Raw genomic sequence first — 21,877 nt, 5'->3', positions numbered from 1 at the left:
TAATGGTATTACAAAGACATGAAATAAATGAAAAAGATACATGGGATCTATCAACGATCTACCCAACTGACCAGGCTTGGGAAGAAGCCTTAAAAGATATAACAGAACAATTGGAGACAGTAGCCCAGTATGAAGGCCATCTCCTGGATAGTGCGGATAGTCTACTCGAAATTACTGAATTTTCTCTTGAAATGGAACGCCAAATGGAGAAGCTTTACGTTTATGCTCATATGAAGAATGACCAAGACACACGTGAAGCCAAGTACCAAGAGTACTATGCCAAGGCCATGACTCTCTATAGCCAGCTAGACCAAGCCTTTTCATTCTATGAACCTGAATTTATGGAGATTAGTGAAGAGCAGTATGCTGACTTTTTAGAAGCTCAGCCAAAATTGCAGGTTTATCAACACTATTTTGACAAGCTTTTGCAAGGCAAGGATCACGTTCTTTCACAACGCGAAGAAGAATTATTGGCTGGAGCTGGGGAAATCTTTGGTTCGGCAAGTGAAACCTTCGCTATCTTGGACAATGCGGATATTGTGTTCCCTTATGTTCTTGACGATGATGGTAAGGAAGTTCAGCTATCTCATGGGACTTACACACGTTTGATGGAGTCTAAAAATCGTGAGGTTCGTCGTGGTGCCTATCAAGCCCTTTATGCGACTTATCAACAATTCCAACACACCTATGCCAAAACCTTGCAAACCAATGTTAAGGTGCAAAACTACCGTGCCAAAGTTCGCAACTACAAGAGCGCTCGTCATGCAGCCCTAGCAGCCAATTTTGTTCCAGAGAGTGTTTATGACAATTTGGTAGCAGCAGTTCGCAAGCATTTGCCACTCTTGCATCGCTATCTTAACCTTCGTTCAAAAATCCTGGGAATTTCAGACCTCAAGATGTACGATGTCTACACACCACTTTCTTCTGTTGAATACAGTTTTACCTACCGAGAAGCCTTGAAAAAGGCAGAAGATGCCTTGGCAGTCTTGGGTGAGGATTACTTGAGCCGTGTCAAACGTGCCTTCAGCGAGCGTTGGATTGATGTTTACGAAAACCAAGGCAAGCGTTCAGGTGCTTACTCTGGTGGTTCTTACGATACCAATGCCTTTATGCTACTTAATTGGCAGGACAATTTAGACAATCTCTTTACCCTTGTTCATGAAACAGGTCACAGTATGCATTCAAGCTATACTCGTGAAACGCAGCCTTATGTTTACGGAGATTATTCTATCTTCTTGGCTGAGATTGCATCAACTACCAATGAAAATATCTTGACGGAGAAATTATTGGAAGAAGTGGAAGATGATGCAACGCGCTTTGCTATTCTCAATAACTTCCTAGATGGTTTCCGTGGGACAGTTTTCCGTCAAACTCAATTTGCTGAGTTTGAACACGCTATCCACCAAGCGGACCAAAATGGAGAAGTCTTGACAAGTGATTTCCTAAATAAACTCTACGCAGACTTGAACCAAGAGTATTATGGTTTGAGTAAGGAAGACAATCCTGAAATCCAATACGAGTGGGCTCGCATTCCACACTTCTACTATAACTACTATGTATACCAATATTCAACTGGCTTTGCAGCAGCCTCAGCCTTGGCTGAAAAGATTGTCCATGGTAATCAAGAAGACCGTGACCGCTATATCGACTATCTCAAGGCAGGTAAGTCTGACTATCCACTTAATGTCATGAGAAAAGCTGGAGTTGATATGGAGAAGGAAGACTACCTCAACGATGCCTTTGCAGTCTTTGAACGTCGTTTAAATGAGTTTGAAGCACTTGTTGAAAAATTGGGAATGGCATAAGATGGTTGAATCATATAGTAAGAATGCCAACCATAACATGCGTCGTCCTGTTGTCAAGGAAGAAATTGTGGACTTGATGCGTCAGCGTCAAAAGCAAGTCACAGGTTCCTTGAAAGAATTGGAAGACTTTGCCCGCAAGGAAAATATTCCCATTATTCCCCATGAAACGGTTGCTTATTTCCGTTTTCTCATGGAAACCATGCAACCTAAAAACATTCTGGAAATTGGGACGGCTATCGGTTTTTCAGCTCTTTTAATGGCGAAACATGCTCCAAAGGCCAAGATTACAACCATTGACCGCAATCCAGAAATGATTGGTTTTGCCAAGGATAATTTCGCCCAGTTTGACAGTCGCAAGCAAATTACGCTCTTAGAAGGAGATGCGGTAGATGTCTTATCTACCTTGACAGAGTCCTATGATTTTGTCTTTATGGATTCAGCCAAGTCTAAATATATCGTCTTTCTGCCAGAAATCCTCAAACATTTGGACGTTGGAGGTGTGGTTGTCTTGGATGATATTTTCCAAGGTGGTGATGTTGCTAAGGATATTATGGAAGTCCGTCGTGGTCAGCGAACTATTTACAGAGGACTTCAAAGACTATTTGATGCAACCTTAGACAATCCAGGACTCACCGCAACACTAGTACCTCTGGGAGATGGCATTCTCATGCTTCGTAAAAATGTAGCAGATGTTCAATTGCCTGACAGCGAATGATTTTCAGAAAAATTTAAGAAAATATAGTAAAATAGATAGGGTAACACTTATCTCAAAGGAGTAGACATGAAGAAAAAACTATTGGCAGGTGCCATTACACTATTATCAGTAGCAACTTTAGCAGCTTGTTCGAAAGGTTCAGAAGGGGCAGATCTTATCAGCATGAAAGGGGATGTCATCACAGAACATCAATTTTATGAGCAAGTGAAAAGCAATCCTTCAGCTCAACAAGTATTGTTGAACATGACCATCCAAAAAGTATTTGAGAAGCAATATGGCTCAGAAGTAGATGACAAAGAAGTCAACGATACTATTGCCGAAGAAGAGAAACAATATGGTGAGAACTACCAACGTGTCTTATCGCAAGCAGGAATGACTCTTGAAACACGTAAAGCTCAAATTCGTACAAGTAAATTGGTTGAGTTGGCAGTTAAGAAAGCAGCAGAAGCTGAATTGACAGATGATGCTTACAAGAAGGCCTTTGACGAATACACTCCTGATGTGACTGCTCAAATTATCCGTTTGGACAATGAAGACAAAGCTAAAGAAATTCTTGAAAAAGCTAAAGCTAGTGATGCAGACTTTGCTCAATTAGCCAAAGATAATTCAACAGATGAGAAAACTAAAGCGAATGGTGGAGAAATCACTTTTGATTCTGCTTCAACAGAAGTACCAGAACAAGTTAAAAAAGCTGCTTTTGCTTTAGATGTAAACGGTGTTTCTGATGTGATTAGCGTTACTGGAACACAAGCCTACAGCAGTCAATATTACATTGTTAAACTGATTAAGAAAACAGAAAAATCATCTAATATTGACGATTACAAAGAAAAATTAAAAACTGTTATCTTAACTCAAAAACAAAACGACGCATCATTTGTTCAAAGTATTATCGGAAAAGAATTGCAAGCAGCCAATATCAAGGTTAAAGATCAAGCCTTCCAAAATATCTTCACTCAATACATCGGTGGTGGAGATTCAAGCTCAAGCAGTTCTTCAAAAGAATAAAACAGAAAAGAGCCAAGTGCTCTTTTTCTTATGAGAAAATCTTCTATCTTAAGGGTAAGAGTTTTTTTCTTTCGGAAAAAATGGTATAATAGCAATCAAAACTAGAAAATAAACGGAATTTGGGAATAATTTCTTTTGTTCTCATTAGATTGGTGATACTATGAAGATTAGTAAGAGGCACCTGTTAAACTATTCTATTCTAGTTCCTTACTTACTTTTATCTATTTTGGGTTTGATTGTAGTCTATTCTACAACCAGTGCCATTCTTATTGAAGAAGGTAAAAGTGCCCTCCAATTGGTTCGAAGTCAGGGAATGTTTTGGATATTTAGTTTAATATTGATTGTCTTGATATATAAGCTGAAACTGAATTTTTTAAGAAAAGAACGACTTTTATTTATTGTTATGTTTGTTGAGCTGATTCTCTTAGCTCTGGCTCGCTTAATTGGTACGCCAGTCAATGGAGCCTATGGTTGGATTTCAGTAGGACCTTTGACCATTCAGCCAGCGGAGTATTTGAAGATTATCATCATCTGGTACTTGGCCCAACGTTTTTCAAAACAACAGGATGAAATTGGTATTTACGATTTTCAAGTTTTAACTCAAAATCAATGGATTCCTCGAGCTTTTAATGATTGGCGTTTTGTCCTCTTGGTAATGATAGGAAGTTTGGCTATTTTCCCAGATTTGGGGAATGCGACTATCCTAGCGCTGGTCGCCTTGATTATGTATACAGTTAGTGGGATTGCTCATCGTTGGTTTATAGTCTTTATCGGTGTATTGTTTGGAGTTTCAGCCCTATCCTTATCAGCTATTTCTATGATTGGGGTTGATAAGTTTTCAAAAGTTCCAGTATTTGGTTACGTTGCTAAGCGTTTCAGTGCCTACTTTAATCCCTTTGCTGATTTGGCAGGAGCAGGCCACCAACTTGCAAATTCCTACTTTGCCATGGTAAATGGTGGTTGGTTTGGTCTAGGATTAGGAAATTCAATCGAAAAACGTGGTTATTTACCAGAGGCTCATACAGACTTTGTATTTTCAATTGTCATTGAAGAGTTTGGATTTGTGGGAGCCAGCTTGATTTTAGCCCTTGTCTTTTTCCTGATTTTGCGGATTATCCTAGTCGGTATTCGTGCTAAGAATCCCTTTAATTCCATGATGGCGATTGGGGTTGGGGGGATGATGCTGGTACAGGTATTTGTTAATATTGGCGGAATTTCGGGCATTATTCCTTCGACAGGAGTAACCTTCCCCTTCCTATCACAAGGGGGGAACAGTCTCCTAGTCTTGTCTGTAGCCATCGCCTTTGTCTTAAATATTGATGCAAGTGAAAAACGTGCCCAATTATATGAGGAGTTAGAAGCTCACTCATCAAACTATATGTAGAGTTGATAGTGGAAAGGATGACCTATGTCTCTTCAAAAATTAGAAAACTATAGTAATAAAGCTGTCGTGCAAGAAGAAGTATTGATTTTAACAGAATTGTTAGAAGATATCACTAAAAATATGCTTGCACCAGAGACTTTTGAAAAAATCATGCAGTTGAAAGAATTGTCAACTCAAGAAGATTATCAAGGCTTGAACCAATTGGTTACTAGTCTGTCAAATGATGAAATGGCTTATATTTCACGCTATTTCTCTATCTTGCCCCTCTTGATTAATATTTCAGAAGACGTGGATTTGGCTTATGAAATCAACCACCAAAATAATATCGATCAAGATTATCTTGGGAAATTATCAGCAACAATCAAAATGGTTGCTGAAAAAGAAAATGCGGTTGAAATTCTTGAACACTTGAATGTTGTCCCTGTTTTGACAGCCCATCCAACACAAGTGCAACGTAAGAGTATGTTGGATTTGACCAACCATATCCACACCCTCTTGCGTAAGTATCGTGATGTGAAATTAGGCTTGATTAATAAGGAAAAATGGCATAATGATCTCCGTCGTTACATTGAGATTATCATGCAGACAGATATGATTCGTGAAAAGAAATTGAAAGTAACCAATGAAATCACGAATGTTATGGAATACTACAATAGTTCATTCCTGAAGGCAGTTCCTCATTTGACTGCTGAGTACAAGCGTCTGGCTAAAAAACATGGCTTGGAGTTGAAACATCCTAAACCAATTACCATGGGTATGTGGATTGGTGGAGACCGTGATGGTAATCCATTTGTTACAGCAGATACCTTGAAACAATCTGCTATGACTCAGTGTGAAGTCATCATGAACTACTATGATGAAAAGATTTACCAACTTTATCGTGAATTCTCTCTCTCAACCAGTATTGTCAATGTAAGCAAGCAAGTTAGAGAAATGGCTCGTCAATCCAAGGACAACTCTATTTATCGTGAAAAAGAGCTGTATCGTCGTGCCTTGTTTGATATTCAATCAAAAATCCAAGCAACAAAAACCTATCTGATTGAAGATAAGGAAGTTGGAGCTCGCTATGAAACAGCTAATGATTTTTATAAGGATTTAATTACTATTCGTGATTCCCTCTTGGAAAATAAGGGTGAAGCACTGATTTCTGGTGATTTTGTTGAGTTGATCCAGGCAGTTGAAATTTTTGGTTTCTATTTGGCATCTATTGACATGCGTCAAGATTCTAGTGTTCACGAAGCCTGTGTAGCTGAACTCTTGAAATCAGCAGGTATTCATTCTCATTATAGTGAACTAAGTGAAGAAGAAAAATGCCAGCTTCTCTTGAAAGAATTGGAAGAAGATCCACGTATTCTTTCTGCCACTCATGTTGAAAAATCAGAATTACTTGAAAAAGAATTAGCAATCTTTAAGGCAGCTCGTAAGTTGAAAGATAAGTTGGGAGATGATGTCATTCGTCAGACCATCATTTCACATGCAACCAGCGTATCAGACATGCTGGAATTGGCTATCTTGCTAAAAGAAGTAGGGTTAGTTGATAAAGAAAGAGCCCGTGTCCAAATTGTTCCTCTCTTTGAAACAATTGAGGACTTGGACCACTCAGAAGAAACTATGAGAGAATACCTTTCTCTTCCTCTTGCTAAGAAATGGATTGCTTCACGTAATAACTACCAAGAAATCATGCTTGGTTACTCTGATAGTAATAAAGATGGTGGTTACCTTTCATCATGTTGGACCCTCTACAAGGCTCAACAACAATTGACTGCTATTGGAGATGAATTTGGCGTTAAGGTTACCTTCTTCCACGGCCGTGGTGGGACTGTCGGTCGTGGTGGTGGACCAACCTATGAAGCCATCACCTCTCAACCTCTCAAGTCCATTAAGGATCGTATCCGCTTGACGGAGCAGGGTGAAGTAATTGGCAATAAATATGGTAACAAAGACGCAGCTTACTATAACCTTGAAATGTTGGTTTCGGCGGCCATTAACCGTATGATTACTCAGAAGAAGAGCGATACCAACACCTCAAATCGTTACGAAGCTATTATGGACCAAGTGGTGGACCGTAGTTACGATATCTACCGTGATTTGGTCTTTGGTAATGATCATTTCTATGATTATTTCTTCGAGTCAAGTCCAATCAAGGCTATTTCAAGCTTTAATATTGGTTCTCGTCCAGCCGCTCGTAAGACTATTACTGAAATCGGTGGTTTGCGAGCTATCCCTTGGGTATTCTCATGGTCGCAAAGTCGCGTCATGTTCCCTGGATGGTATGGAGTTGGTTCAAGCTTCAAGGAATTTATCGATAAAAATCCAGAGAATATTGCTATCTTACGAGATATGTACCAAAATTGGCCTTTCTTCCAATCGCTTCTTTCAAATGTCGACATGGTCTTGTCAAAATCAAATATGAATATTGCTTTTGAATATGCCAAACTGTGTGAGGATGAAGAAGTCAAAGCAATCTATGAGACTATTCTAAATGAATGGCAAGTCACCAAGGAAGTCATCTTGGCTATCGAAGGTTACGATGAACTCTTGGCTGAAAATCCATATCTAAAAGCAAGTTTGGATTATCGTATGCCTTACTTTAATATTCTCAACTATATCCAGTTGGAGTTGATTAAACGTCAACGCCGAGGAGAATTATCAAGCGATCAAGAAAAATTAATCCATACAACCATCAACGGAATTGCGACAGGATTGCGTAATTCGGGCTGATGTCTTTCAAACTTCCTCTTTTCTATAGGGGAAGTTTTTGGTTATTTCAAAAAAATGGTAAAAGAGTCTTGACAAGTAGTTGAAAAATGATATAATTTAACCATTCAGAAAAGTAATCATATAAACTTTTTAGAGAGTCTGTGGTAGCTGAAAACAGATAAGTGATGATGATGAAAATTGGGCTGAATGTTATTTAGAATTTGAAATCATAAAAATTCGGTGAGCACACCTTACAGTGCATCTCGTTATTGCGAGACAGAGCGATAGGGAAATTCCCTATAATTGAGGTGGTACCGCGCATCGACGTCCTCACACAAGTTTTTTGTGTGAGGACTTTTTTGATGGAGGTTAGTATGGAAAGAAGACGCTGGCGTCGCTTGTTGAGATAAGTGAAGTATTTTAAAGGAAATAAAAAGGAGAAATAGAATGAAAAATAAACGTTTAATTGGAATTATTGCTGCATTAGCAGTCTTAGTAGCAGGAAGCTTGATTTACTCTTCAATGAATAAACCAGAAGCTAAAAATGAAAAGAAAGTTGCCAAAGTTGGTGTCCTTCAGTTTGTGAGTCATCCCTCTCTTGACTTGATTTATAAAGGAATTCAAGATGGACTTGCAGAAGAAGATTATAAAGATGATCAGTTGAAGATTGACTTTATGAACTCAGAAGGCGACCAAAGTAAGGTTGCAACAATGAGTAAACAATTGGTTGCAGATGGGAATGACTTGGTTGTTGGTATCGCAACACCAGCTGCTCAAGGTTTGGCTAGTGCCACAAAAGAACTACCGGTTATCATGGCTGCTATTACAGACCCAATCGGAGCGAACTTGGTCAAAGATTTGAAAAAACCAGGTGGCAACATTACAGGGGTATCTGACCACAACCCAGCTCAACAACAAGTTGAACTCATCAAAGCTTTGACACCAAATGTGAAAACAATCGGAGCCCTTTACTCAAGCAGCGAAGACAATTCAAAAACACAGGTAGAAGAATTTAAGGCTTATGCTGAAAAAGCAGGTTTGACTGTAGAAACATTTGCTGTTCCTTCAACAAATGAAATTGCTTCAACAGTTAACGTTATGACTAGCAAGGTTGATGCTATCTGGGTTCCAATCGATAACACAATTGCATCTGCCTTTTCAACAGTTGTATCAAGCAACCAATCAGCTAAAAAACCAATCTACCCAAGCGCAACTGCCATGGTAGAAGCAGGTGGCTTGGCATCAGTTGTAGTTGACCAACACGACCTTGGTGTGGCAACAGGTAAAATGATTGCGCAAGTCTTGAAAGGTGCAAAACCAGCTGATACTCCAGTCAATGTCTTTTCAACTGGTAAATCAGTTATCAATAAAAAATTGGCACAAGAGCTAGGTATTACGATTCCTGAATCTGTTCTAAAAGAAGCAGGACAAGTGATTGAATAATCTACAATGGAGGAGTTGGGGACATCTCCTCCGATTTTTTACAATAGAAATCGTATAGAAAAGGTTAAGAAACAGATGATACTATCTATTATTTCTCAAGGATTTGTCTGGGCTATTTTAGGTCTGGGAATCTTTATGACATTTAGGATTTTGAACTTTCCAGATATGACGACAGAAGGTTCCTTCCCTCTTGGGGGAGCTGTTGCTGTCACTTTGATAACCAAAGGCGTGAACCCATTTTTAGCGACTCTTGTTGCTGTAGGAGCAGGTTGTTTGGCTGGAATGGCAGCAGGACTTCTTTATACAAAAGGGAAGATCCCAACCTTGCTCTCAGGGATTTTGGTGATGACTTCCTGTCACTCTATCATGCTCTTGATTATGGGACGTGCGAATTTAGGCCTGCTTGGAACTAAGCAAATTCAGGATGTTTTCCCTTTTGATTCAGACTTGAACCAACTCTTGACAGGTCTTATCTTTGTCAGTCTTGTTATTGCTCTCATGCTCTTTTTCTTGGACACTAAACTCGGACAAGCCTATATTGCTACAGGTGACAATCCTGATATGGCTAGAAGTTTCGGGATTCATACTGGACGCATGGAGCTCATGGGATTGGTCTTATCAAATGGTGTGATTGCCCTTGCAGGAGCTCTCATTGCCCAGCAAGAAGGTTATGCCGATGTATCGCGAGGAATTGGGGTTATCGTTGTAGGTCTTGCAAGTTTGATTATTGGGGAAGTTATTTTCAAGAGTTTGAGCTTGGCAGAACGTCTGGTTACCATCGTTGTCGGGTCTATCGCTTATCAATTCTTAGTGTGGGCGGTTATCGCTCTTGGCTTTAATACAAGTTACCTTCGTTTATACAGTGCCGTGATTTTGGCAGTCTGCCTCATGATTCCAACATTTAAGCAAACAATCTTGAAAGGAGCCAAGTTAAGCAAATGACAGCAATTGTAGAATTAAAAAATGCAACCAAAATTGTTAAAAATGGCTTTGATGAAGAAAAGATTATTTTAAATGATGTTTCCTTAGAAATCTTTGAACAGGACTTTATCACGATTTTAGGTGGAAATGGTGCTGGTAAATCAACCCTCTTTAACACTATTGCAGGAACCTTATCACTAACCAGTGGAACTATCCGTATTTTAGGTGAAGATGTTACCAAGTTTTCACCAGAGAAGAGAGCCAAGTATCTGTCTCGAGTCTTCCAAGATCCCAAGATGGGGACAGCTCCTCGTATGACGGTTGCAGAGAATCTCCTGATTGCCAAGTTTCGTGGCGAAAAGCGTGGATTGCTACCACGACGCTTGACTAGCTATAAGGATGAATTTCAGGCAACCATTGAAAAAGTAGGAAATGGTCTTGAGAAACACTTGAATACGCCAATTGAGTTCTTATCAGGTGGGCAAAGACAGGCCTTGAGTCTCTTGATGGCAACCTTGAAGCGACCTGAATTACTCTTGTTAGACGAGCATACTGCAGCCCTTGATCCAAAGACCAGTGTTGCCCTCATGGAATTGACAGATGAATTTGTCAAGAAAGATCAGTTGACAGCTCTTATGATTACTCATCATATGGAAGATGCTCTCAAATATGGTAATCGTCTGATTGTCATGAAGGAAGGTCGTATAATTCAAGACCTCAATAATGAAGAAAAATCTAAGATGAAAATCTCAGACTACTATCAATTATTTGAATAGATGAACTTTATTTTCATTAAAAAATAGAGAAGAAAAACTTAGAAGCATTAAAGTGTTTCTGAGTTTTTTAACCTTCTTTTCTATCTAGAAAAATAAGACAAAGAGAATTACGGAAAGCGTATGAAATGGTTTACTTTTTTTCAGAAATAAGCTATACTAGTTTACGTGAAACCATGATAAGATGGAGGTATTGTGTATGGTTGACAAACAAGTCATTGAAGAAATCAAAAACAATGCCAACATTGTGGAAGTCATAGGTGATGTGATTTCTTTGCAGAAGGCTGGACGGAACTATTTAGGGCTCTGTCCTTTTCATGGTGAAAAGACTCCTTCTTTCAACGTTGTGGAAGACAAGCAGTTTTATCACTGTTTTGGTTGTGGGCGCTCAGGAGATGTTTTTAAGTTCATCGAAGAATACCAAGGTGTATCCTTCATGGAAGCCGTTCAGCTCTTAGGAGAGCGTGTCGGTATTCAATTAACGATGCCTGTCCCGTCTCGTCCTCAACAGGTTTCCCCTCATCAGGCTCTATATGATATGCATGAAGAAGCTGCACGATTTTACCATGCAATTCTCATGACGACCAAGATGGGAGAAGAAGCAAGGGCTTATCTATATAAGCGAGGGTTGACAGACGAAGTTCTAAGGCACTTCCAGATTGGGTTGGCTCCAGCTGAGAGAACCTATCTCTATCAACGTTTGGCTGATAAGTTTGAGGAAAAGGATTTACTGGATTCGGGCTTGTTTTACTTGTCAGACGGTAATCAGTTTCATGATACTTTTTTCGGACGTATCATCTTTCCTTTGACCAATGATAAGGGGCAGGTCATTGCCTTTTCAGGTCGTATCTGGAAAGAAACAGATAATCAGACTGCCAAGTATAAAAATAGTCGCTCAACTTCAATTTTTAACAAGAGTTATGAATTGTATCATTTGGACAAGGCTAAAAAAGGAACTGGGAAAATCCCAGAACTCTACTTGATGGAAGGTTTTATGGATGTTATCGCCGCCTACCGTGCTGGTATAGAGAATGCTGTAGCTTCCATGGGAACGGCTCTGAGCAAGGAACATGTTGACCATCTCAAACACTTTACTAAAAAGATTGTCCTCAGCTACGATGGTGATAAGGCAGGGCATGCAGCAACAGCAAAAGCGTTGGAGGAATTAAAAGATTTCTCAGTGGAAGTTGTTCGAGTACCTGATTCCATGGACCCAGATGAGTATTTACAAAAGAATTCTGCTGAAGACCTGGCTTATCTCTTAACCAAGACTCGGATTAGTCCCATAGAATTTTATATTCACCAACTTAAGCCGGAAAATAGCGATAACTTGCAGGCGCAAATTGAGTTCATTGAAAAGATTGCACCCTTAATCGCCAAAGAAAAGTCTATCACTGCCCAAAATTCTTACATCCACATTCTGGCGGACAACCTGCCTTCCTTTGATTATCAGCAGGTGGAACAGATTGTAAATGAAAGTCGGATTTTCCAAAGGCAGGAGAGGGTCAAGGAGCGTCCTGCACCAGTAGCGATCAGTTTACCTGTTACGCGGCAACTGACAGCAGTTATGAGAGCAGAAGCTCATCTCCTTTATAGGATGGCTGAGAATCCAGTTGTTTTGAATGATTATCGTTTGCGAGATGATTTTTTCTTTGATACCCCAGAATTTCAGATTCTTTACGAATTATTAAGTGAGCAGGGAAAAATCGGATCAGAGGACCTCTCCCATCAGTCACCTGAAGTTGAAACTGCCTGGTATCAAGTGCTTGCTCTTGATTTACCATCTGAAATCTTACCTCAGGAACTAGTGGAAGTGGAAGAATCTCGAAACCGTGCCCTCCTCAGTAAGGACAATTTAAGGATTAAAAAGAAAGTGCAGGAAGCGAGCCATGTAGGAGATACCGACAGAGCCTTAGAAGAATTGGAACGTTTAATTTCCCAAAAGAGAAGAATGGAGTAATAATGGCAACAAAACAAAAAGAAGTAACAACATTTGACGTACAAGTAGCAGAATTTATCCGTAATCATAAACAAAAAGGTACAGCAACTGATGATGAAATTAATGCAAGTCTAGTGATTCCTTTTACCTTGGATGCTGATGGGATTGAAGATCTCTTGCAACGAATTCAGGATGCAGGGATTTCTATCACAGATAACGAAGGAAATCCGAGTGCGCGTGTTCTTAGCACTGAAGAAGAGCCAGAACTCAGTGATGAGGATTTGATTGGTTCAACTTCGGCTAAGGTTAATGACCCTGTCCGTATGTACTTGAAAGAAATCGGAGTCGTTCCTCTCTTGACCAATGAAGAGGAAAAAGAATTGGCGCTGGCTGTTGAAGCGGGTGACATCGAAGCTAAACAACGTCTTGCGGAAGCCAACCTTCGTTTGGTTGTTTCTATTGCTAAACGTTATGTCGGCCGTGGTATGCAGTTCCTTGACTTGATTCAAGAAGGAAATATGGGCTTGATGAAGGCGGTTGACAAGTTTGATTATTCTAAAGGGTTCAAGTTTTCAACTTACGCAACTTGGTGGATTCGTCAGGCTATCACTCGTGCTATTGCGGATCAAGCTCGTACCATCCGTATCCCAGTTCATATGGTTGAAACTATCAATAAATTGGTTCGTGAACAGCGTAATCTCCTTCAAGAATTGGGACAAGATCCAACACCAGAACAAATCGCTGAACGAATGGATATGACCCCTGACAAGGTTCGTGAAATCTTGAAGATTGCTCAAGAACCGGTATCCCTTGAAACTCCAATCGGTGAAGAGGATGATAGCCACCTTGGAGACTTTATCGAAGATGAAGTGATTGAAAATCCAGTGGACTATACAACTCGTATCGTCTTGCGTGAGCAGTTGGATGAGGTCTTGGATACTCTTACAGACCGTGAAGAAAACGTCTTGCGCTTGCGCTTCGGACTAGATGATGGTAAAATGCGTACCCTTGAAGATGTGGGTAAAGTCTTTAACGTGACTCGCGAGCGTATCCGTCAGATTGAAGCAAAGGCTTTGAGAAAACTACGCCAACCAAGTCGTAGCAAACCGCTTCGTGATTTTATTGAAGACTAAGAGTGAGGAAAATATGGCTTATACAGAAGAGCAAATTGAAAATATCAAAACACGGATTTTAACAGCCTTAGAAGAAGTCATCGACCCTGAGTTGGGAATCGATATTGTCAATCTTGGTTTGATCTATGAGATTCGTTTTGACGGCGACACAGGACAAACAGAGATTGATATGACTTTGACAACTATGGGTTGTCCCTTGGCAGATCTTTTGACGGATCAGATTTATGATGCCATGACAGAGGTGCCAGAAGTAACGGATACTGAGGTTAAATTAGTCTGGTATCCAGCCTGGACTGTTGAAAAAATGAGTCGCTATGCACGCATTGCCCTAGGCATTAAGTAAACCTATAAAAACATGTGAGAGATTATTGGAAAAGCGAGGAAATTTCCCCCTCTTTTCCTCTAGTCTCTCCTTTCTTTTGCTGATTTTATTCCAAGAAAATGATATAATAGTAGTTATGGAAAAAAAGAAATTACGAATCAATATGTTGAGTTCAAGTGAGAAAGTAGCAGGACAAGGAGTTTCAGGTGCCTACCGTGAATTAGTTCGTCTTCTTCACCGTGATGCCAAGGACCAATTGATTGTTACAGAAAATCTTCCAATCGAGGCAGATGTGACTCACTTTCATACAATTGATTTACCCTATTATTTATCAACCTTCCAAAAGAAACGCTCAGGAAGGAAAATTGGCTATGTGCACTTCTTGCCTGATACACTTGAGGGGAGTTTAAAAATTCCATTTTTCTTAAAGGGAATTGTGAAACGCTATGTATTTTCTTTTTACAACCGGATGGAGCATTTGGTGGTGGTCAATCCTATGTTTATCGAGGATTTGGTGGCAGCTGGTATTCCACGTGAAAAAGTGACCTATATTCCTAACTTTGTAAACAAGGAAAAATGGCATCCTCTTCCGCAAGAAGAGGTAGCGAGACTGCGTACAGAGCTAGGTCTTAGTGACAATCAGTTTATCGTAGTAGGTGCTGGTCAAGTTCAGAAACGCAAAGGGATTGACGATTTTATCCGTCTGGCTGAGGAATTGCCGCAAATTACCTTTATCTGGGCAGGTGGTTTCTCTTTTGGTGGTATGACAGATGGTTATGAACGTTACAAGAAAATCATGGAGAATCCACCTAAAAATTTGATTTTTCCAGGTATTGTATCGCCAGAGCGGATGCGAGAATTGTATGCCCTAGCGAATCTTTTCTTGCTTCCTAGTTATAATGAGCTCTTTCCGATGACGATTTTAGAGGCTGCCAGTTGTGAAGCTCCGATTATGTTGCGTGATTTAGATCTTTATAAGGTAATTTTGGAGGGAGATTATCGGGCTACAGCAGACAGAGAAGAGATGAAAGAAGCTATTCTGGAATATCAAGCGAATCCTGCTGCTTTAAAAGATTTGAAAGAAAAAGCTAAGAATATTTCCAGAGAGTATTCAGAAGAGCATCTGTTACAAATCTGGTTAGACTTTTATGAGAAACAAGCCGCTTTAGGGAGAAAGTAAAAAGTGAGGTAATCTATGCGAATTGGTTTATTTACAGATACCTATTTTCCTCAGGTTTCTGGTGTTGCAACCAGTATTCGAACCTTGAAAACAGAACTTGAAAAGCAGGGGCATACTGTTTTTATATTTACGACGACTGATAAGGATGTCAATCGTTATGAAGATTGGCAAATTATCCGCATTCCAAGTGTTCCTTTCTTTGCTTTTAAGGATCGCCGCTTTGCCTATCGAGGTTTTAGCAAGGCGCTTGAAATTGCCAAACAGTATCAGCTAGATATTATCCATACTCAGACAGAATTTTCTCTAGGCTTGTTGGGGATTTGGATTGCGCGTGAACTGAAAATTCCCGTTATTCATACCTATCACACCCAGTACGAAGACTATGTGCATTATATTGCCAAGGGGATGTTGATTCGTCCTAGTATGGTCAAGTATCTGGTCAGAGGTTTTCTTCATGACGTGGATGGGGTTATTTGTCCGAGTGAGATTGTTCGTGACTTGCTATCTGACTATAAGGTCAAGGTTGAAAAGCGGGTCATTCCTACTGGGATTGAATTAGCTAAGTTTGAGCGTCCGGAAATAGAGCAGGAAAATTTGACAGAACTGCGTAGTAAACTAGGGATTCAAGATGATGAAAAGATGTTGCTTAGTCTTTCCAGAATTTCCTATGAAAAAAATATTCAAGCAGTACTTGCAGCCTTTGCGGATGTTCTGAAAGAAGAAGACAAGGTTAAACTGGTAGTTGCCGGGGATGGCCCTTATCTGAATGACCTCAAAGAGCAAGCCCAGAAACTAGAGATTCAAGACTCTGTTGTCTTTACAGGGATGATTGCTCCTAGTGAGACCGCTCTTTACTATAAGGCGGCTGATTTCTTCATCTCGGCATCGACAAGTGAAACGCAAGGTTTGACATACTTGGAAAGTTTGGCTAGTGGGACGCCTGTCATTGCACATGGAAATCCCTATCTGGACAATCTGATCAGTGATAAAATGTTTGGAACCTTGTATTACGGTGAACATGATTTGGCTGGAGCTATTTTAGAAGCTCTGATTGCAACGCCAGATATGGATGAGCATACCTTATCAGAGAAATTATATGAGATTTCAGCTGAGAATTTTGGAAAACGGGTGCATGAATTCTATCTGGATGCTATTATTTCAAATAATTTCCAGAAAGATTTAGCCAAAGATGATACGGTCAGTCAGCGTATCTTTAAGACAGTTTTGTATTTACCACAACAGGTGGTTGCTGTGCCCGTAAAAGGCTCTAGACGCATGCTGAAAGCTTCAAAAACACAGTTAATCAGCATAAGAGATTATTGGAAAGACCATGAAGAATAGAAAGAGGAATAGCTATGAAAAAACAATTGATGAGAAGTGGTAGTGATCAAAAAATTGCTGGAGTATGTGCTGGGGTCGCAAATTATTTTGATATTGATCCGACTATTGTTCGTGTAATATGGGGTGTTCTTGCATTTTTTTATGGGGCAGGAATTGTAGCTTATATTATTTTATGGATAATTGCACCAGTTTCAACAGAATATTAGAAAAATTAAAGTAAAAGGAGAAAATAATGGCATTTGGAGATAATGGAAAACGTAAAAAAACAATGTTTGAAAAATTAACACTGATTGTTGTGCTAATAATGTTGTTTGTAACTTTGGCAGGGATTTTTGCCACAGCGCTTGGTGCTTTTAGTAGGTTTTAAGTTTTAATCTAATTTCTACTAGAGCACATTTATTGACTGGGGTATTTCCCAGCCCTTTTTTAAAGTGAGAAGAGAAAATGAGTATGTTTTTAGATACAGCCAAGATTAAGGTCAAGGCTGGTAATGGCGGCGATGGTATGGTTGCCTTTCGCCGTGAAAAATATGTCCCTAATGGTGGTCCTTGGGGTGGTGATGGTGGTCGTGGAGGTAATGTAGTCTTTGTTGTAGATGAAGGGTTACGTACTTTGATGGATTTCCGCTACAATCGCCATTTTAAGGCTGATTCTGGTGAAAAAGGAATGACCAAAGGGATGCATGGACGTGGTGCTGAGGATCTCAGAGTTCGAGTGCCACAAGGTACGACAGTTCGTGATGCGGAGACTGGCAAGGTCTTGACAGATTTGATTGAACATGGTCAAGAATTTATCGTTGCCCACGGAGGTCGCGGTGGACGTGGAAATATCCGCTTTGCGACACCGAAAAATCCTGCACCTGAAATCTCTGAAAATGGAGAACCAGGTCAGGAACGTGAGTTACAATTGGAACTTAAAATCCTTGCGGATGTCGGTTTAGTAGGTTTCCCATCTGTAGGGAAATCAACACTTTTAAGTGTTATCACATCTGCTAAACCAAAAATCGGTGCCTACCATTTTACAACTATTGTGCCAAATCTAGGAATGGTTCGTACCCAATCAGGAGAATCATTTGCAGTAGCTGATTTACCAGGTTTGATTGAAGGTGCTAGTCAAGGTGTTGGTTTGGGAACCCAGTTCCTCCGCCATATCGAGCGTACACGTGTCATCCTTCACATCATTGATATGTCAGCTAGCGAAGGCCGTGATCCTTATGAGGATTATCTTGCCATTAATAAAGAGCTAGAGTCATACAATCTTCGACTCATGGAGCGTCCACAGATTATTGTAGCCAATAAGATGGATATGCCTGAAAGTCAGGAAAATCTTGAAGAATTCAAGAAAAAATTGGCTGAAAACTATGATGAATTTGAAGAGTTACCAGCTATTTTCCCAATTTCTGGATTGACCAAGCAAGGTCTGGCAACGCTCTTGGATGCTACAGCTGAATTGTTAGACAAGACACCAGAATTCTTGCTCTACGACGAGTCAGATATGGAAGAAGAAGCTTACTATGGATTTGATGAGGAAGAAAAAGCCTTTGAAATTAGTCGTGATGACGATGCGACATGGGTGCTTTCTGGTGAAAAACTCATGAAACTCTTTAATATGACCAACTTTGATCGTGACGAATCGGTCATGAAATTTGCTCGTCAGCTTCGTGGTATGGGGGTTGATGAAGCCCTTCGTGCGCGTGGAGCTAAAGATGGTGATTTGGTCCGAATTGGTAAATTTGAGTTTGAATTTGTAGATTAGGAGACTGGTATGGGAGATAAACCGATATCTTTCCGAGATGCGGATGGGAATTTCGTTTCCGCCGCAGATGTTTGGAATGAAAAGAAATTGGAAGAACTATTTAATCGTCTCAATCCAAATCGTGCTCTGAGATTGGCACGAACCAAAAAAGAAAATCCATCTCAGTAAAGAATATAACAAAATTCCGTGCCTCATCAGACACGGAATTTTGTTATTCTTCAAAGAAAAATGGAGGGGCGAATTTTTTCAGTTCTTCAAAACAATTTTGGGCAGCATCCGCATCCTCACAGATGACAAGGCAGACATCATCACCACAGAGGGTAGCGATAGCGTCGGGGAAGCTCAAAGCATCAATGATAGAACCAAAGGATTGAGCAAGTCCAGGAAGGGTTTTTAGTAGGACTTGATGTTGAACGGGGCGCATCAAGACAAGAGCATCTTCCATGTAAATTTCGAGGCGTTTTTCCCATTTTGAGATAGAACCTGTATTGAGCACGTAGTAAGAGTTGTCTTCTTCTCGTACTTTTGAGAGGTTCATACTTTTAATATCTCTCGAAAGTGTAGCTTGTGTAACTTGAATATCATTATCGGCAAGAAGAGCTTGTAGCTCAGCTTGAGTATGGATTTTGTTTTTCGTTACAAGAGCTCGTATGAGTTGGTGTCGGTGTTCGGATTTGTTCATAAAATATTACTCCTTGTACAAGGTACAGAAAGCGTGGACTGATTGAGATCGTCAGTCGGGTGGTAAGCGGTATTGTCACGTATGATGATTTCAAAGTCAGTAGTATAAAGAACTATATGGAGAAAATCTCCTTCTTTTAACTTGTCACTAGTTGAGTGTAGATGAATTGGGTATCTATCTGTTTATCTAGATTGGTGTCCTCTACTAACAGTAAATCATTCAATTAGGGTAGCCTTTTGTCACGATTTGTTGTGAATTTACGATTAATGTTAATTCACAGAGATTTTCCAACAGTAGTGTGGTAGCGAGTATTATTAATGAGTACACATGTTGGTTAGGGTCTTAGTATCTTTTGTCCTAGCTCCCGTGTAGACTTATCATAAGCTTATATAGGGATTGAATTTGATACCAATTTTATGTTTGTTTCAACTGTTCAAGTGGAAATCTTCCATATTGAAAGTCTAGTATTCTACCTTTTGACAAGGTAGGATAAGAGTAGACTGTTCAAGATCAACAGTTAGGTGGTAAGCGGTGTTGTCACGTATGGTGATTTCAAAGTCAGTAGTATAGAGGACTAAACGGAGAGTGTCTCCTTCTTTTAACTTGTAAATAGTCGGTTGCAGTTCAAACTGGATATCCATCCATTCATCTGCAGTAATATCCTCTACTAACAGTAAATCATTTCTATTTTGTAAATTGAGATAGCCTTTTGTCACGACTCGTTGTGCATTTGGTCTAAATGGTAATTCACAGAGATTTTCCAACATGTGGTAGCGACCGTTGTCAATGGTTCTAGCACTTAAAACAGCTGGATAAGGTTGTAGGTATTTCTTTTGACCATGTTCCAGTAGTTGAGCAGATAAAAGACCCTTGTTTGTGCTGGATTTGATACGAAGCTTGAGTTGAGCTCGACCGTTCAAGTGAAGAGCTTTGGTTACAGGAAGGTCAATGGTGATTTGATTGGCTTTCCCTTGATAGAGTTCTGTATTGAAGGTTTGGTAGGTCTTACCATAACGATCAAAATCCTTATCTGAATACTGGTTTTGAATGACCTGTTCTTCTTGACCAAGCGAGAAGGTTTCAAAGTTTTCTTGATTACCGAAATTATCAAGTGATAACCAAGCCTGAGGAGCTGTATTGTCCTGCCAGATAACAGTAGGAAGTTGGTATTCCGTTTCCTGTCCCAATAATTTCTTAGTCAATAAGGCATTCATGGATTCACGGAAGTCAATGGATTGCCAGTTGTTCATGTAAACATGGGCACCATTATGGAAAAAGAGATGCTTATTGATATGAGCAGGTAGAGCATGGAACATCTGGTAAACATGAAGTGGTTTGACATTCCAATCCTGAGACCCGTGGGTAAAGACAACCTCAGCCTTTACTTGATGGGCATTGAGCAGATAATTGCGGTCATGCCAAAACTGATTGTAGTCGCCAGATTTGCGATCCAGTTGCTCTTTTACCTTTTCCAAATCAGCTTGGTGAGCTTCGTTACTACGAATATAGTCGCCAGCCAAGAGATTACGAGAGTAGGTTAGTTCAGCAAGAGAGTCAAAGTCCTCACCTGGATAACCACCTGGGCTAGTTACCAGACCGTTTTCACGGTAGTAGTTGTACCATGAAGAAATGCCAGCCTCGGCAATGATAACTTCTAAACCATCGACACCTGTAGTTGCTAAACCATTGGACATAGTACCTAGATAGGAAAGTCCCGTTGTGGCAACTTTTCCGTTTGACCAGTCAGCCTTGACTTGACGCTGGCGCGTGTGGTCAGTGAAGGCACGGCAACGACCATTAAGCCAATCGATGACATTTTTATAAGCTTCGATTTGCTGGTAGTCTCCATTAGTCATGAAACCTGTAGAGTCTTTGGTACCAACACCTGAAACATATAGATTAGCAAAACCTCGTGGAAGGAAGTAGTCGTTGAGAGTATAGCTAGCGTTGATGTGCGTTAGCTTTTCCTCAGCTTCTGACACAAGTTCAGCTTGGCCATGAGGTTGGACAAGATTTAGTTGAGGCTCCTCTAGCTCAATCTTATGAGCAGGTTTAACCTCGAGATTGCCCTCCATCTTGTAAAGAGCTTTATCGCTAGCTTTATCATTTGTTCCTTGATGATAGGGACTGGCTGTCATGATAGCAGGGATTTGCCCGTCATAACGAGGACGAATAATGCTGACCTTGACTAAGTCTGGTAGCCCTTTTCGGTCAGTATCGACACGAGTCTCAACGTAAACAACTTCACGAATGACATCATGACTAGAAAAAGTAGACAAACTCTTACCGTTAAAGTAGTGGTAGTCATTATCCTCCGGAATAAGACCGTCACTGATAAGTTGGTCGATAAGAGTGTTCCCCTTTTTAGTGCGAGTATTGAGTAACTGATAGAGATTTTTAATCAAGTCACCATATACTATAGGAAAACCAGTCTCTTTACGAAAAACATCACTGTCTTCAAAGTCAATCAAATAAGAAAAACCTAAGAGCTGAAAGACTACAGTATAGAAAATATCTGCAGTCAGTTCTTTGTCTGACTGACAAAAAGTCAGAAAGTCAGTGTCCTTATCTATCGAGATTGTAGATAGAGCATAGTCAGTATTGGAGTAAGTAAAAAAACTCCAACGAATGAAGTGTTCAAACTGCTTTTTTGAAGGCAGATGTGGTGATAGATTTAGCCCTAGCTTTTCCAATTCATTTAACAATTGCGAACTAGAAAATGCTAGATAGCTGAATTGATTAAAATGCATAGTATTCTCCTTTGAAAAAACACTAAATT

Annotated in this window: 19 protein-coding genes, 1 pseudogene and 1 other annotated feature; of the genes and pseudogenes, 17 read left to right on the top strand and 3 right to left on the bottom strand. The window is 40.0% G+C overall.

Translation table 11 applies throughout. From position 1 onward, the window contains the following. Positions 1–2 precede the first annotated feature (2 nt). The 17 genes from pepF (at position 3) to M594_RS06195 (ending at position 18,584) form a co-directional block, all read left to right on the top strand. A complete protein-coding gene (pepF, locus tag M594_RS06275) occupies positions 3–1,805 on the top strand; it encodes an oligoendopeptidase F (RefSeq protein WP_000244089.1) in 1,803 nt (600 codons plus the stop codon). Position 1,806: 1 nt separating this feature from the next. Beyond that, entirely contained in the window at positions 1,807–2,520 is a 714-nt protein-coding gene (locus tag M594_RS06270; protein ID WP_173876262.1) for an O-methyltransferase, read from the top strand. Positions 2,521–2,586: 66 nt separating this feature from the next. Beyond that, positions 2,587–3,525, top strand: a complete 939-nt coding sequence (gene prsA / locus M594_RS06265; protein ID WP_004254642.1) for a peptidylprolyl isomerase PrsA — start codon at positions 2,587–2,589, stop codon at positions 3,523–3,525. A 160-nt stretch (positions 3,526–3,685) separates the two neighbouring features. After that, positions 3,686–4,909, top strand: a complete 1,224-nt coding sequence (gene ftsW / locus M594_RS06260) for a cell division peptidoglycan polymerase FtsW (protein WP_173876261.1) — start codon at positions 3,686–3,688, stop codon at positions 4,907–4,909. A gap of 24 nt (positions 4,910–4,933) precedes the next feature. Next, a complete protein-coding gene (ppc, locus tag M594_RS06255; protein WP_078228389.1) occupies positions 4,934–7,630 on the top strand; it encodes a phosphoenolpyruvate carboxylase in 2,697 nt (898 codons plus the stop codon). Between the two features lie 96 nt (positions 7,631–7,726). Beyond that, positions 7,727–7,944, top strand: a binding site (T-box leader). Between the two features lie 112 nt (positions 7,945–8,056). Next, a complete protein-coding gene (gene trpX / locus M594_RS06250; RefSeq protein WP_173876260.1) occupies positions 8,057–9,052 on the top strand; it encodes a tryptophan ABC transporter substrate-binding protein in 996 nt (331 codons plus the stop codon). A 75-nt stretch (positions 9,053–9,127) separates the two neighbouring features. After that, positions 9,128–9,994, top strand: coding sequence for an ABC transporter permease (locus M594_RS06245; protein ID WP_173876259.1), 867 nt, complete (start codon positions 9,128–9,130; stop codon positions 9,992–9,994). After that, positions 9,991–10,749, top strand: coding sequence for an ABC transporter ATP-binding protein (locus tag M594_RS06240; protein WP_173876258.1), 759 nt, complete (start codon positions 9,991–9,993; stop codon positions 10,747–10,749). Before M594_RS06245 ends, M594_RS06240 begins: the two co-directional genes overlap by 4 nt. A 196-nt stretch (positions 10,750–10,945) precedes the next feature. Next, a complete protein-coding gene (gene dnaG / locus M594_RS06235; RefSeq protein WP_217423019.1) occupies positions 10,946–12,706 on the top strand; it encodes a DNA primase in 1,761 nt (586 codons plus the stop codon). Positions 12,707–12,708: 2 nt separating this feature from the next. Further along, positions 12,709–13,818, top strand: coding sequence for an RNA polymerase sigma factor RpoD (gene rpoD / locus M594_RS06230; RefSeq protein ID WP_000201903.1), 1,110 nt, complete (start codon positions 12,709–12,711; stop codon positions 13,816–13,818). Positions 13,819–13,831: 13 nt separating this feature from the next. Then, the gene (locus tag M594_RS06225) at positions 13,832–14,161 is read left to right on the top strand and encodes a metal-sulfur cluster assembly factor (RefSeq protein WP_000331929.1); all 330 of its coding nucleotides are present in this window, start codon (positions 13,832–13,834) and stop codon (positions 14,159–14,161) included. Positions 14,162–14,276: 115 nt separating this feature from the next. Further along, positions 14,277–15,320: an alpha-galactosylglucosyldiacylglycerol synthase gene (gene cpoA / locus M594_RS06220; protein WP_225306618.1), complete on the top strand. Its 1,044-nt coding sequence runs from the start codon at positions 14,277–14,279 to the stop codon at positions 15,318–15,320. A 15-nt stretch (positions 15,321–15,335) separates the two neighbouring features. After that, complete coding sequence (locus tag M594_RS06215) at positions 15,336–16,661, top strand: glycosyltransferase family 4 protein (RefSeq protein ID WP_173876255.1); 1,326 nt, start codon at positions 15,336–15,338, stop codon at positions 16,659–16,661. Between the two features lie 14 nt (positions 16,662–16,675). Then, the gene (locus M594_RS06210) at positions 16,676–16,867 is read left to right on the top strand and encodes a PspC domain-containing protein (RefSeq protein ID WP_173876254.1); all 192 of its coding nucleotides are present in this window, start codon (positions 16,676–16,678) and stop codon (positions 16,865–16,867) included. A 26-nt stretch (positions 16,868–16,893) separates the two neighbouring features. Next, a complete protein-coding gene (locus tag M594_RS06205; protein WP_084865070.1) occupies positions 16,894–17,028 on the top strand; it encodes a DUF4044 domain-containing protein in 135 nt (44 codons plus the stop codon). Positions 17,029–17,105: 77 nt separating this feature from the next. After that, entirely contained in the window at positions 17,106–18,416 is a 1,311-nt protein-coding gene (gene obgE, locus M594_RS06200; RefSeq protein WP_000061642.1) for a GTPase ObgE, read from the top strand. Positions 18,417–18,425: 9 nt separating this feature from the next. Beyond that, a complete protein-coding gene (locus M594_RS06195; RefSeq protein WP_001808548.1) occupies positions 18,426–18,584 on the top strand; it encodes a hypothetical protein in 159 nt (52 codons plus the stop codon). Between the two features lie 43 nt (positions 18,585–18,627). Here M594_RS06195 and M594_RS06190 read toward each other — a convergent pair whose 3' ends face one another. From M594_RS06190 to M594_RS06185, 3 genes and pseudogenes are all read right to left on the bottom strand, one after another. Next, the gene (locus M594_RS06190) at positions 18,628–19,098 is read right to left on the bottom strand and encodes an arginine repressor (protein ID WP_173876253.1); all 471 of its coding nucleotides are present in this window, start codon (positions 19,096–19,098) and stop codon (positions 18,628–18,630) included. Beyond that, a pseudogene (locus M594_RS10240) lies at positions 19,095–19,422 on the bottom strand (Xaa-Pro dipeptidyl-peptidase); the annotation flags it as partial. The pseudogene M594_RS10240 and the gene M594_RS06190, both read right to left, overlap by 4 nt. Positions 19,423–19,559: 137 nt before the next feature. Beyond that, entirely contained in the window at positions 19,560–21,848 is a 2,289-nt protein-coding gene (locus M594_RS06185; RefSeq protein WP_173876252.1) for a Xaa-Pro dipeptidyl-peptidase, read from the bottom strand. Positions 21,849–21,877: the final 29 nt, after the last annotated feature.

Source organism: Streptococcus mitis (assembly GCF_013305725.1).
In the GTDB taxonomy this organism is placed as follows: domain Bacteria; phylum Bacillota; class Bacilli; order Lactobacillales; family Streptococcaceae; genus Streptococcus; species Streptococcus mitis_BO.
This window is presented reverse-complemented; position numbering and strand designations above follow the sequence as displayed.